Below are 13487 nucleotides of genomic sequence, written 5' to 3'. Positions count from 1 at the left end.
GGCTGCGAAGCGCGATGCATCCGCCTGCGCTGCGTCGCGCGAACCTCTGCAGATCTACGGATCTGCGATCGGATCACGCTTCTTGCTCAGGCGGCGACTCCCGCTTCTCGCTCGATTCCTCCCTGTGCAGAGATTCCCTAGAGGCCCGGCCGAAGACCCCACCTGCATTCGGTCGAGTCTGCACCTCTCTGCCAGCGTTGCACTCCCTGCGCCGTAGTTACGGCTACGCCTCAATCGCACGCCTCGACAGAGAGGCACAGCCACGACCTCGGTGCGACGGCGGAGTTTTTAGCCGGGCCTCTAGAGCGGCAGCGCTTCGATCAACCAGTCGACGTGCAGCGGCGCATCGGGGTTGGGACCGCTGCGCCGCAGGCCGATGGCGTGGCGCAGTACGTCGGGAAACTGCCACTCATCGGCGATGCGTTCGAAAAACACGTCCGCCAGGTCTCGGGTCAATTCCCCGAGTGCGAGATGCTCGCGATCGGGCTGACAGGCCGAGAGGACCAGATGAAGGTCGAAGGCGGGCGCTTCTCCGAGCGCGCCCTTGAAGAGTTGCGTATCGGCCATCTTCAGACGCTCGACCGGAGCGAGTTCCGCCACGCAACTGAGCATGCGCAGCAGCACGAGATAGGGTGTGGGATCCAGGACCGACTGCACGGCGCCCAGAACCGGCGCGGGGTGCGGACCCGTGATCAGGCCCGCGTAGTCGAGTCCGGGTCGATTCTCGGAACCCTTGGGCGGAGCCAGGGGAGAGAACTCCCAGGCCAGACAGCGAAACGTATAAGGAGGCCGATCGAGCACCGTCATCTCGGGGCTCGTCGCGGGATCAGCGGGCCGGAAGACCATCTCGTCATCCGCGCAATAGGCCTCGACGGCGCAGTACGAATCGACAAACTCTGCGACCAACACTTCGGGATTTTGCAGGTAGTCGACGCACTCGCCCATCTGCTGGCGCAGGTTCAGCCCGGAGGAGCGCTCATAGCGCCGTCTCAGACTGGTGCTGGGAAATGAGGGTCGCCGATCCAAGTTTGTCCTCGCCTGCGCCAGAGCGTCGCGTCCCGGGAAGTAGTCCTTCGGGCACTATCGGCACATCGAGCTGCGAAACTTCGCGAAGCGGCCCAATCGCAGCTGACCGAGGCAGCCGACACGGGTGTCCCCGTATGTCGCTATGCGGCACCTCGCGGAAGATCAGGCGAAGAGTTCCCCACGCTTCAATACGTACTGCGTCACGTCATTCATGGTCTGCAGCTCGGCGAAGTCACTGTCGGGGACATCGATGTCAAACGCCGCCTCGATCGCCATCACCAGCTGCACCAGATCCAGAGAATCGGCCCCCAGATCGAGAGCAAAGTTCGACTCCGGGATCAACTGACCGGGATCGAGGTTGAGTTTCCGAGCGACGACATGCTGAATCTTTTTCCGGACGGATTCCATCGTCGCCATGTAACGACTTCTGAGCCCCGGGACTTGAATGCGGATTGGCCTGGATGCGAACTGGCAATTGGCGTTAGGCGGTCGGCTCCGCTATTTTCCTGTCGTCATGAGAACCGGAAACCTCGATCACGCGAAAACCTTTGAGTTCGAGCTCTCGCAGCTCGAATCCTCACAGGGGAAGCGCACGGGCGGAGTTTCCACACCCGCCGCGGGATGGGTCCTCTCGGATTTCGCCGACTGACGGCGCCGAGACGTTTGTTTTCAAAAACCTCTCCCGCCGAGTTCGGCCGGAGAGGTTTTTCTTTCCTCCCTCAATGATCCTTCGGCCTCTCGGCGGGAGAGGTCCGCCGAGGTAGAGCCATGAAATATTTCAGCTGGACACCGTCCCGAGAGATCTGGATCGAACCCAATCCGCGAATCTCCGTCGTGATCGGCGTTTTCGGCGTGCTCGTCACGTTAGTCGGACTCGTGTTCGCAGAACCAGCTCCCGTAAGCACTGTCGCGGAGCAACGAGCTTCAACGAGCGGCGATTCACCGATCTTCGAAGAGAGCCGCGTCCCGCGGAAATCTGAGTGGCTCAGCAGGTGAGTAGAGGCGGCCGACGTCAGTCCGTCGCCTCCACCAGCGCCTTTACGACCAGAGTCAGGCCACGGACCTCACACACCTTGACGCGCTCACCGCGAGAAATCTGCCCGGATCCGACGTGTACCTCTGCGCGCCACAACTCACCCTTCACGCGCACGTAACCCGAGGGAGCAAGTTCGTCTTCGGTGATCGCACTCTGGCCGATCAGCAGACCGACGCCCGCGCGGGCAACCAGATCTTCCTCGAAGACCTTTCGCACGAACGGGTACATCGCCAGATCCTTGCCAATCCACAATCCCAGAGCCAGGAATGCGCTCCACAGTGGCCACTCCAGCCAGGCCTGCGCCCAGAAGATCAACAGTCCGGCGACGATTCCCTCGGGAATCTGCAGCACCAGGTATTTTGCAAATCCGCGACTGAGCACACGGGCATTCTACGCGCTCGAACCGGGAGTCTGCGCGACCCACTCCGGGCGAGCCTCGCCCTCGGCTAGCCGCACTTCTTTCCGCAGTGCCTAGTGAGCCGGTGGGGTCTGGCTAGTAATCCTGGATTTGGGGTCGGGACGGCTCGACGGGCTCCGGGAAGTCGGTGAACGGAAACGGCTTGATCGCATCGTTGTGCGTCAGGTAACGGAGCACGCGGTAGTAGTAGGCCACGAGTCGGTTTGAAACTTCTCCGATGCGCTCGTTGGGCGGAGCTTGAGTGATCAACGTATAGCCGAGCTGGAACGCGACCAGCACGTAGATGCCCCCCCGAAGCACGCCCAGCCCCAGGATAAAGAGCAGGGTGTAGAAGATTCGTACGACGGTATCGACGCGATCGATCTCACCGGAGTCGAAATCGACCTCATCACCCATCGTCTCTTCCCGAACCTCGCCTCCTCTGACGCCGTACTCGGTGCTCATGCGGGGGTCCTCCTGATTTCGCCAGCCTCAAACGAAAGAGGCTTGGCTGTGTCGCCTGTGGACTGCATCGCCCATGCCAGGGGCTCCAGACGGCGTCAGCAGCCGGAGGACCGGCCGTGGCGCCGCGGCGCCCGGACAGTGTCGCCCGTTTACTGCGGCAAAAAAAGGGTTGTGGTCCAAAGAATGGGTTCGGCCCCGTCGAGGCGTCGGAGCCGGGACGAGAAGGCCGAATTGCGCTTCGGGGAGTTGCCCGAAAGCCTCGATCTGAGCCCCTCGAACCCAGACCCATTCTTCGCACCACGGCCAGGGTCAGAAGCGGTCGACGCGGGTCGCGAACAGGATTTCGCAGGCCCCGGCACCTCGATCGGTCCGTCGGGTCGAAGTCTTCCAGACGAAACCGTCCGGCTTGTAGGCATCAACCAGAAGCCCGGAAATGCGCACGAGCTCGCCGGCGCCAACGTCCTTGATCGCGGCATCGACTTCGTCACTTGCCGGGATGATGTGCACATTGCTCAGCGAATCGTGGACGCGCTTTTCGGGGATCGGCAGTGCTTCGTGCCATTGCCAGTAGCCGAAACGGCCACTCTGGCTGAAGTCGAAGCGACTCGCGAACCGCTCGTCCATCATCGGACCCCAACCGAGCAGCAGGTCGACAGGCGAAAGATCGGCGCTCGGATCCCAGTAGTAGCGCTCGTGCGACATGACTCGAGCTTCGATGTGGTAGACCGCTCGGGGCACCAGCCTGGCCCCAAGGTGTGAGAACGCCGCCATGTCAGTGGCCGGCTCCTGGAGCGGTACCTCCAGGCCGGAAGATGCCTGGAAACTGACCGGCAACTCGCGCATTCCGGGATTGCCCGGACCCACCGAAGTGGTGTCGCGAATCGAAACCAACTGCGGTCCCGCCACGTAGGCCAGCGCAAGCAAGAGCACCGCCAGCGAAAAGCGCGCCATGGGCGACCCATCCCGACATCCGCACCGGGCCCCCCACACCGGCAGACATGTCGGTACCTATCGGACGGGAGCGCCGCACAATTGACCCGGGCGTGGTGCAGAGAATGGGTCTGACGGAAAAAGGTTCGAATCGAGAACTTCGAGCAACTCCGAGAGAGACGCTGCAGGCGTCGCGCCTGGCTCAAACCGACTCACCAGGCCCGGACCTATTCTTCGCACCACAGCTCTTCGCTTGTCAGGATTCCAGCGGTTGGCGGGAACGAGCGCCAAAAAACTGACGAGATTTGCGGGGTGTACGCCCCCCGGCATCGTCCGCTCCTCCCCGCGGACGTTCGCCGCCAACGCCGACTTCCTCAGCGTTTTCGAGCCGTTCGCGCGGCGGTCCGATGCTCTGGCGGAGGCGGCCGATTCACTCCGCAGTGTTGGGCATTCGGCTTGCACATCCGAGGGCACGCAGCTGGACCGAATTGCTGAAACACTCGGAGGCTATTTGATGGAGACCCTGATCCGGGAGGCCTGGCAAGAGCATGGCCGCATCCCCCACGACCTCAAGGAACAGATCGTCGTAGAACACACTTCGTTGATCAGCTACATCGTCAGCAGGATCGCGGTGCGACTCCCGTCGCATGTGGACCTGGACGACCTGCACAACACCGGTGTGATCGGTCTCATGGATGCGGTCGACAAGTACGACCCGACCAAGGACTGCAAGTTCAAGACGTACGCCGAATTCCGCATCCGCGGCGCCATTCTCGATCAGTTGCGGTCCCTCGACTGGGTTCCCCGCTCGGTGCGCCAGAAGAGCCGCCAACTCGAGACAGCCTGCAATCAGATCGAGCAGCGTCTGGGCCGCCCCGCGACCGACGACGAGATCGCTGGCTCGCTGGGCATCAACCTCGACGAGTTACACGTCATGGTCAACCAGACGCGCGGTATCTCCATCGTCAACATGGACGACCTGCGCGGCTCCAATGACTCCGACCAGCCGTTGCCGAGCGGCAACCTCGAAGACGTGAATGCGGAAGACCCGTTTGCTTCTCTGCGTTCGAGAGAACTCACGCAGTCACTGGCCAAGGGCATAGACAGTCTGCCCGAGAAAGAGCGTCTGGTGATCTCGCTCTACTACTACGAGGACCTGAACCTGAAGGAAATCGGTTCGATCCTGGGCATCACTGAATCCAGGGTCTGCCAGATCCACTCGAAGGCGGTCTCGCGACTGCGCTCCCGCATGCGCCTGAGCCTGCTCAACTGATTCGAAACCGACCACGGCTCTCGGTCGAGATAGTTCGTGGTCCGAAGAATGGGGGCGGCTCGATCGACCTACCGGCGCAGCAGCGAGGCTTCCAATATGAGCCTCCCGGAGTTGCCGAAAATCCTCGATTCGAGTTCCCTGAACTCAGGCCCATTCTTCGGACCACGAATATCGGGTTGAAAGAAGGGCCGAACGGCGAGTATTAACACAAGCATGTTCGTACGCCTTGCAATCGATTTCGAGAACCCCGCCAAGGGATGGTGGAAAAGCGGCGGTCAGGACCTCTGGGAGAGCATCCTGGAGGCCTTTGACAACAACGACGTAGTGGTCGAGGAATCGATCGCTCATTCCTGGCTGGCCGAGGCCGAGAAGATCCCCGGCTGGACGGGGGGTCCCGACTACGCCCCTCACCCGATCGTGGTGAAGGAAGTCGACGAGGACGAAGACATCTGAGCGAACGCGACGCCGTTGATTGAGCAGCCTGGCGAGAACGCGGGCTAGCCTCGGCTTTACGACGTCTCCGTCGCCTCGGCTGACTTGGCGCAGCGTTTCACGCGCAGACGAGTGATGCGTGTTCCCGAGACGTCGGCCACGCCGAACTCGTAACCGGGCACGCGTACGATGTCGCCCTTGCGCGGTGCGCGGCCGAGTTCATTGAAGACCAGACCGCTGAGCGTATCGCCCTTCTCGGCTGGTACGTCCGAACCGGTTTCGCGGTTGAAGTCCAGCACCTTGATGCGTCCGAGCGCCTGGTGGCTTCCGTCGGGCAACTCTCGGATCGTCAATAGCTCGTCGCGATCGAACTCGTCGCGGATTTCGCCGACGATCTCTTCCAGGATGTCTTCCTGGGTGACCATGCCCATGGTCACCCCGAACTCGTCCTTCACGATTGCCACGTGCACGAATACGCGTTGCATGTCGGCCAGCAAAATCAGGATCTTTTTGCGCTCGGGTACTCGCAGGATCGGCTTCAGGATCGAGAGCAGATCGGCATTGCCGTTCTCGCCGCATAGCTTGACGAGGTCCTTGAGGTGCACGGTCCCGTGGATCTGGTCGATCGTATCCTCGTACAGAGGAACGCGCGTGTAGCCTTCGGCGAGCACGCTTTCCAGTAGCTGCTTGGGCGGGATGTCGATCGGGAACGCCACGATCTGCGTGCGCTCCACCATGATCTCCTCGACGGTCATCTCTGCCGCGCCGGCTGCGGCGCCCATGATCACCAGGGGTTCGCCTTCGTGCCGACCCGAGTGCGCTTCACGGGCCATGCGCAGGACCTCTTCAGCCGTGGTCGGGGATTCGCCGCCCTCACTTCCTCCGATGCGAAGTACGAGCGGTTCGATCACGCGGTCGAAGAGTCGATGCAGCGGCCAGAGCGCGGCGTGAAACAGGTAGAGCGGCAGGGCCACCGCGTAGGAGATGCGCCGCGGATGCGCGGCGGCCAGAGCCTTGGGAATGATCTCCGAGGACACGAGGAGCAGGATCGTCATGACCACGGTCGCCACCAGGATGCCGTCCCGCGAACCCAGATAGTGGATCGCCAGGCCCGAGGCCGTGGCCGATCCGAGGATGTTCACCAGATTGTTGCCAAGCAGGATCGTGACGAGCAGGCGCGATGTGGAGGCCAGCAGATCGCGCACGGCGACCGCGGCGGGACCGCGAGCCTCCCGAACGTCTTCTTCGATCTCGTGCGCGCGCAGGCGCAGCAAGGCCGTCTCGCTACCTGAAAAGAATGCCGATGCGACGAGGCAGACGATAATCACCAGAACGGCTACGAACGGATCCAATGAACCTCCGCGAAACGGTTGACCCAGCTGAATTCTAGACCAGAAAACGCCGGACCGAGAACTGGATTCGAGTAGCCCCCGGCAACAGGTGCCAGATCCGCCATCAGGGTCACTCGGGCGGAGCGTCGCTATACTCCCCCGCCCAATTCCCGCCGATCCCCAGGAGGTCCCGCATTGCCCGAGTTCGTCTACACCATGGAAGACCTGCGGAAAGTCGTTCCGCCCGAGCGCGTACTGCTCGACGGCATCACCCTCGCTTTCCTGCCCGGCGCCAAGATCGGCGTGCTGGGACACAACGGGGCCGGAAAGAGCACCCTCTTGCGCATCATGGCGGGGGTGGATTCCGAGTTCGTGGGCGAGGCGAAACCGGGAGAAGGCGTGCGCGTGGGTTACCTGGCGCAGGAACCGGAGCTGGACGAGAGCAAGGACGTGCGAGGCAACGTCGAGGAGGGCGTCGCAGAGACCCGTTCTCTACTGCTCCGTTTTGACGCGATCAGCGAGAAGTTCGCCGAACCCATGGAAGACGACGCGATGCAAAGCCTGCTGGACGAACAGGCGAAACTGCAGGATCAGATCGATGCGGTGAATGCCTGGGAACTGGACCGAGCGCTCGAAATCGCCATGGACGCGTTGCGGCTTCCTCCGGGTGAGGCTGACGTATCCAAGCTTTCGGGTGGAGAGAAGCGGCGGGTCGCTTTGTGCCGCCTGCTCCTCCAGAAACCCGATCTGCTTCTGCTCGACGAACCCACAAATCACCTGGATGCGGAATCGGTCGGCTGGCTCGAGCGCTTTCTGGCGGAATATCCCGGTACCGTCGTCGCAGTCACTCACGATCGCTACTTCCTCGACAACGTGGCCGGATGGATTCTGGAACTCGATCGCGGTCGCGGCATCCCCTACAAGGGAAATTACTCGGGCTGGCTCGAACAGAAACAAGCTCGACTGGTGGCCGAGGAGAAAAAGCAGAGCGCGCGGCAGCGCACGCTGGAACGCGAACTCGACTGGATCCGCATGACACCCCGAGCGCGTCAGGCGAAAGGCAAGGCGCGGCTCAAGTCCTACGATGATCTGCGAGCGCTAGAGGAGAAGCGAGCCCCCGAGTCGGTAGAGATCGCAATCCCGCCCGGTCCGAGACTGGGCAATGTCGTGATCGAGGCCAAGAATTTGAAGAAGGGCTACGGGGAGACGCTTCTGATCGACGACTTGAGCTTCTCACTTCCTCCGGCCGGGATCGTCGGCGTGATCGGCGGAAACGGCGCGGGCAAGACCACGTTGTTTCGCCTGCTCGTCGCTGAGGAGAAAGCCGACGACGGAACCATCCGCCTGGGAGAAACCGCGGTGCCCGCGTACGTCGACCAGGCTCGCTCCGATCTCGATGGCGAGAAGACCGTCTGGGAAGCAGTGAGCGAGGGCGAGGAACGCATTCGAGTCGGTGAGCGTGAGATTCCCAGTCGCGCCTACGTTTCGTCCTTCGGTTTCAAGGGCAGTGACCAACAGAAACGTGTGAACATGCTGTCCGGAGGTGAACGCAACCGCTTGCACCTCGCTCATGTACTGCGTTCGGGCGGGAACGTGCTCTTGTTGGACGAGCCGACCAATGACCTCGACGTCGACACTCTGCGGGCACTGGAAGAGGCGCTATTGGGTTTCTCGGGCTGTGCAGTCGTGATCTCGCACGATCGCTGGTTCCTGGACCGGATCGCCACCCATATCCTGGCCTTCGAAGGCGATAGCCACGTGGAATTCTTCGAAGGAAACTACGGCGAGTACGAAGAAGACCTGCGGCGGCGCAAGGGAGCCGATGCCGAGCAACCTCACCGCATGAAGTTCAAGCGACTCGAGCGGAACTAGTTTCGAATATCCCTTTTGGGATTTCGCGTGGGGGTCAGTAGCGGTAGGTCCAGCCGATCTTCGCGGTGGCCTGGGTGGCGGTTGGAGCGACCCGATTCGCGTCGGCGACCCAGCCCTGGTTCCAGACCAGGAAGAACTCATTGCCCGATTCGATCTCCCAGCGCACTCGGCTGTTGAGTCCGATGGAATCCGAAATGTTGTCGTACTGGATGCGATTGGTCCACGACAGGTCGGCGGTGATGCCCACGTTCAGGTCCATGCGCACCAGGCGTTGCGTGAAGTCACCCTTGAATCGGGTGCTACCGTCGAAGCGCACGCCGAGTCGGGCGTCGTTCTGCTGAACAAAGAGGCTCAGGAACAGACGGGACGAAGGACGCAGTTCCACGGTCGCATCCGTGCGCACGATGCGACCGTCGTAGAACTCACCCCAGCGCGATTCCAGGATGAGGCGGACGGGACGCGAGTTCGCGGTGTCGAGCTTGATGCTGAATTGCTCGAAGCGGTAGTCGCCGGGTAGAACCAGTGAATCGGCGCTGAGCTGAAACGCAGTGTCGATATGTTCCTGCGCCGCGATGAAGCTGAGACTGAGCTTGTCACCCGCGTGGTTCGCGATTTCCAGCGGCTTCAGGGTGACTTCACTGCTCCCCAGTCGATTCGCATCCCGGTCGGTCACGATCGACGCGACGAAGCCGGTATCGATCGTACGCAACACATGACCGCGGGGACGCCAGCGATAACGGAACTCGTTGTAGTACTGGCGAATACCGACCTGATTCACGAAACCGAGGGTCGGATTGAAATTCTCCTGAAACTCGGAGAATGACAGAACCCCTCTGATACGGTCGTTCGGATACTCGAGCTTCGCGCCAAACGCTGCTTCACGACCACTCGTGTGGCTGGATTGGCTGCGTTGGAACCAGAAGTCGGCCTTCAGGATGTGGCTTCCAGCAAAACTGCTGTCTCGGTAGCGGAAGTCCGCACCGATCAGATTGTTGCTGATCACGCCGGCGGGATCGCCTTCTGTCGCGATCAAACCGACGGTCGATTCCTGACCCACGTTGAGCTGAAGGCGCCCTACACTCAGACGAGTTTCGTCCTGTGAACCCTTTCGTTCGGTCATCGTGTGCAGAACGCCGAAGTTCAGTGGACCCGAGCGTCCCGTGAACTTCAGACCCGCGTCGATATCGAGCACCCGTCCGCTCAGGATTCCGATGCGCCTCGAGAAGAACGGCAGACCGTTCTCGTTTTGCAGCCCGGCGAACTGGAAGATGGAGCTGTCCTGAAGAAAGAAGTCGCGCGTTTCGGGAAAGAACAGCGCAAACCGGGTCAGATTCGTCTGGCGCTCATCGACGGGAGCATCAGAAAAGTCGGTGTTCAATGTCAACGAACCGGTGATCGCTGGATTGAAACGGTAGAACACATCGAGCCCCGGTCGACCGAGTCGATCTGAGTCGCGACCCACGCGATCGCGTACATAGGTACCCGAGAAGCTGGGCTTCAGATCGAAGCCCGTGCCCTTGATATCGTTCAAGCCATCGATACGACCGATTCCGGCGATGTCGGTCACGCTGCGGTTGTGCGAGTAGTTCGCCCAGCGCGACTTCACGTTCTTGCGCCGCATGATGCGTTCGGCTTCGAAACCCCAGGTAGACCCCCCCGGGGCGAAATTGACGCTCTGGAAGGGAATCGCGAACTCGGCCGTCCAGCCCTGATCGTCGATCGCCGCGTCCGCGTACCAGATCGTGTCCCACTCGCGACGAAAGTTCTCGTTGTTCTCGATCAGTGCCTCGGATCGCGTGCCGATCGGATTCACCTGGAAGAAGTAGCCATTGCGATCGTCGAGAAAGGTGTCGAAGTTCAGATTGATGCGGTCGTCGGACACCATGCTGGCGTCATGCGTCATCTGCTTGGCGATCAGCGCGCTCGGGTCCGGGTCGTATGCGCGCATGCCGATGTACAACGTCGTCGCGTCGTACATCACCCAGATCTCGGTCCGCTCCGCGGGAACCGCGCCCTCGCTAGGTTCGACCTCGGTGAAACGAGTGATCCGGGCTGCGGACTGCCAGGCCGCGTCGTCCAGAACTCCATCGATGACCGGCGCCACATCGATGCGCTCGGCCCTTACCCGCGCGGTATCGTCAGCAGAAACAGGAGTGGCGCTCCCGAACGCCCCGGTCCAGATACAGAACCCGTACAGAAGAATCCGTATCAGCTGCCAACCCACCCGCGCAGGCTAACACGCCTGCATCCCCGAGGCTCCAACCTGTATGATCGCGCGTGGGAGGTCGCGTATTGGGTTTTCTCGTAGAGGGTGTCTGGCGGAGCGATGAAGCCCGCCGCAGTGATTCGACCGGGCGCTTCGTGCGGCCGCAGAGCCCGTTCCGCGACTTCGTACGGGCCGACGGCTCCTCCCGCTTTCCGGCGGAACCGGGCCGCTACCACCTGTACGTCAATCGCGGCTGCCCCTGGGCCTACCGGGCTCTCTTGTATCGAAGCCTCAAGAAGCTCGAAGACGTGATTTCGCTTTCGGCGACCGCGCCGGGAAAGGGAGCCGAAGGCTGGCACTTCGCAGAGGGTCCAGGCTGCATTCCCGATCCGGTGCTGGGTGCTCGGCATCTACACCAGATCTACACGGCCGCCAGGCCCGACTTCACCGGGCGAGTCACGGTGCCGGTGCTCTGGGACAAGAAGCTAGGCACAATCGTCAACAACGAGTCTGCGGACATCATGCGCATCTTCAATTGTGAATTCGACGCCTGGGGTGATGCAAGCCTGGACTTCTATCCGGAAGATCTGCGCGACGAAATCGACGCGCTCAACGAGACGATCTACACGAATGTGAACAACGGCGTCTACCGCTGCGGTTTCGCTGCGAGCCAGGAGGCCTACGAAGAAGCGTACGACACGCTCTTCGCGACTCTGGACGATCTGAACGAACGCCTGCGAACGCGACGCTTCCTTTTTGGCGATCGCATCACCGAATCCGATTGGCGACTCTTCTCTACGCTGATTCGGTTCGACCTCGCCTACTATTCGGTGTTCCGCACCAATATGCGACACATCTTCGACTACACTCATCTCTGGCCTTATACGCGCGACCTCTACCAGTGGCCGCGCGTCGCGGGCACGGTGGATTTCGAGCACATCAAGGCCATCTACTACTCGCAGGTGCTCGGCGGATTGATCCCCAAGGGACCGAAGATCGACTTTTCGCGCCCCCACGATCGCGCGCGACTCTCCGGGAATTGATGACGTCCCGAACCGAAGCATCACCCGACAAGGCCCCCGATCCGGGCGAACCGGAGATTACTCCCGGCTACGCCAACTACGTGCTGGGCGTGCTCTTCGTGGTGTACGTGTTCAACTTCATCGATCGGCAGATCCTCAACATCCTGTTGGAACCGATCAAGAAGGATCTCGGCGTCAGCGATACGGCGATGGGGTTTCTCACGGGCATCGCGTTTGCCGCTTTCTACTCGATCGCGGGTATCCCGATCGCGCGGCTCGCCGATCGCTGGGTTCGGCGTTCCGTGATCGCAATCGGGCTGACTCTGTGGAGCCTGTTCACGACGCTGTCGGGATTGCCGAGCCAGTTCTGGCAGATGGCGCTCGCGCGCATCGGCGTCGGCGTAGGTGAAGCGGCGGGAAGCCCGCCTTCACATTCACTGATCGCGGACTACTTCCCCCCGGAACGACGCGCGACCGCGCTTGCGATCTACGCATCGGGCATTCATTTCGGGGTCCTGTTCGGGTTCCTGATCGGTGGCTGGATCAATGAGTTCTTCGGCTGGCGCTGGGCATTCTTCGTGGTCGGTGCTCCGGGCATCCTGCTCGCGATCGTCCTGCGCTTGACCGTTCGCGAACCTCCGCGCGGCTACTCCGAGGCAACGGCTTCCAACGCGGGTGCAGCGGCTGCAATTGAAAAGATGCCGAGCGTGAAGGAGGTCTTTGCGTTCCTCTGGGAAATGCCCTCCTTCCGCCACCTGTCGATCGCCGCCGCATTGACGGCGTTTTCGGGCTACGGCATGTCGACCTGGGGTCCCGCTTTCCTGATCCGCGTGCACGGCATGGGCACCGGTGAAGTCGGGAGCTGGCTGGGTCCCCTGACGGGCGTGTTCGGTGCGCTCGGTGCATTCGTCGGCGGGTACCTCAGCGATCGACGCGGGGCCGCCGACGAACGCTGGTATCTGTGGCTTCCCGCGCTTGCGTCGCTGATCGGCCTGCCCTTCGCACTTCTGTTTCTGCTGTCGCCCGACCCGGTCTTCGGACTGCTCGCGGGCTTCGCCCCATCCGCGATCATGGGTGCGATGTGGCTGGGACCGACCTTCTCGATGGTGCAGACCCTGTCGAAACTGCGCATGCGCGCCGTCGCCTCTGCGATTCTGCTGTTCATCATCAATATGATCGGCATGGGTCTGGGGCCGCAGGCGGTCGGGGTCATGAATGACACGGTCTTCGCCTCCTATGGGACTGGAGCCGTGCGCTACTCGCTCATCACGGTTCTGATCGTGATGCACGTCTGGGCGGCCGTGCACTTCTTCCTCGGAGCCCGAACGCTGCGCGAGGACCTGCTGGCCCGGGACCTCTAGGGAATCTCTGCACAGGGAGGAATCGAGCGAGAAGCGGGAGTCGCCGCCTGAGCAAGAAGCGTGATCCGATCGCAGATCCGTAGATCTGCAGAGGGTCGCGCGACGCAGCGCAGGCGGATGCATCGCGCTTCGCAGC

At 61.7% G+C, this 13487-nt stretch carries 12 protein-coding genes; 5 read left to right on the top strand and 7 right to left on the bottom strand.

The genetic code is table 11. The annotated features are described in order from the left end of the window. Positions 1-300 precede the first annotated feature (300 nt). The 5 genes from GY725_23745 to GY725_23725 form a co-directional block, all read right to left on the bottom strand. A complete protein-coding gene (locus GY725_23745) occupies positions 301-1026 on the bottom strand; it encodes a hypothetical protein (GenBank protein MCP4007208.1) in 726 nt (241 codons plus the stop codon). A gap of 162 nt (positions 1027-1188) precedes the next feature. Then, positions 1189-1434 carry an acyl carrier protein gene (acpP, locus tag GY725_23740; GenBank protein MCP4007207.1) on the bottom strand — a complete coding sequence of 82 codons (246 nt, stop codon included), beginning with the start codon at positions 1432-1434 and terminating at the stop codon, positions 1189-1191. Positions 1435-2038: 604 nt separating this feature from the next. Continuing rightward, entirely contained in the window at positions 2039-2443 is a 405-nt protein-coding gene (locus tag GY725_23735; protein ID MCP4007206.1) for a hypothetical protein, read from the bottom strand. A gap of 112 nt (positions 2444-2555) precedes the next feature. Next, positions 2556-2924, bottom strand: a complete 369-nt coding sequence (locus tag GY725_23730) for a DUF4389 domain-containing protein (GenBank protein MCP4007205.1) — start codon at positions 2922-2924, stop codon at positions 2556-2558. A 309-nt stretch (positions 2925-3233) separates the two neighbouring features. Further along, positions 3234-3875, bottom strand: a complete 642-nt coding sequence (locus tag GY725_23725; protein ID MCP4007204.1) for a hypothetical protein — start codon at positions 3873-3875, stop codon at positions 3234-3236. 493 nt (positions 3876-4368) lie between these two features. Here GY725_23725 and GY725_23720 point away from each other — a divergent pair, with 493 nt between their 5' ends. Next, positions 4369-5127, top strand: a complete 759-nt coding sequence (locus GY725_23720) for a FliA/WhiG family RNA polymerase sigma factor (GenBank protein ID MCP4007203.1) — start codon at positions 4369-4371, stop codon at positions 5125-5127. Between the two features lie 213 nt (positions 5128-5340). Continuing rightward, on the top strand, positions 5341-5580 hold the full coding sequence (locus GY725_23715) for a hypothetical protein (GenBank protein ID MCP4007202.1): 240 nt from the start codon (positions 5341-5343) through the stop codon (positions 5578-5580). Between the two features lie 56 nt (positions 5581-5636). Here the strand turns inward: GY725_23715 and GY725_23710 are convergent, their stop codons facing one another. Further along, positions 5637-6911 (bottom strand): HlyC/CorC family transporter, encoded by a 1275-nt coding sequence (locus GY725_23710; GenBank protein MCP4007201.1) that lies wholly within the window; start codon positions 6909-6911, stop codon positions 5637-5639. A gap of 195 nt (positions 6912-7106) precedes the next feature. Here GY725_23710 and ettA point away from each other — a divergent pair, with 195 nt between their 5' ends. Beyond that, a complete protein-coding gene (gene ettA / locus GY725_23705; GenBank protein MCP4007200.1) occupies positions 7107-8762 on the top strand; it encodes an energy-dependent translational throttle protein EttA in 1656 nt (551 codons plus the stop codon). 34 nt (positions 8763-8796) lie between these two features. Here the strand turns inward: ettA and GY725_23700 are convergent, their stop codons facing one another. After that, positions 8797-10986 (bottom strand): carbohydrate binding family 9 domain-containing protein, encoded by a 2190-nt coding sequence (locus tag GY725_23700; protein ID MCP4007199.1) that lies wholly within the window; start codon positions 10984-10986, stop codon positions 8797-8799. A gap of 68 nt (positions 10987-11054) precedes the next feature. Between GY725_23700 and GY725_23695 the strand changes: the two genes are divergently transcribed. After that, positions 11055-12011: a glutathione S-transferase family protein gene (locus tag GY725_23695; protein MCP4007198.1), complete on the top strand. Its 957-nt coding sequence runs from the start codon at positions 11055-11057 to the stop codon at positions 12009-12011. Then, positions 12011-13351, top strand: coding sequence for an MFS transporter (locus tag GY725_23690; protein ID MCP4007197.1), 1341 nt, complete (start codon positions 12011-12013; stop codon positions 13349-13351). Before GY725_23695 ends, GY725_23690 begins: the two co-directional genes overlap by 1 nt. Positions 13352-13487 lie beyond the last annotated feature (136 nt).

The sequence above is a fragment of the bacterium genome, assembly GCA_024226335.1.
Lineage (GTDB): Bacteria > Myxococcota_A > UBA9160 > SZUA-336 > SZUA-336 > JAAELY01.
This window is presented reverse-complemented; position numbering and strand designations above follow the sequence as displayed.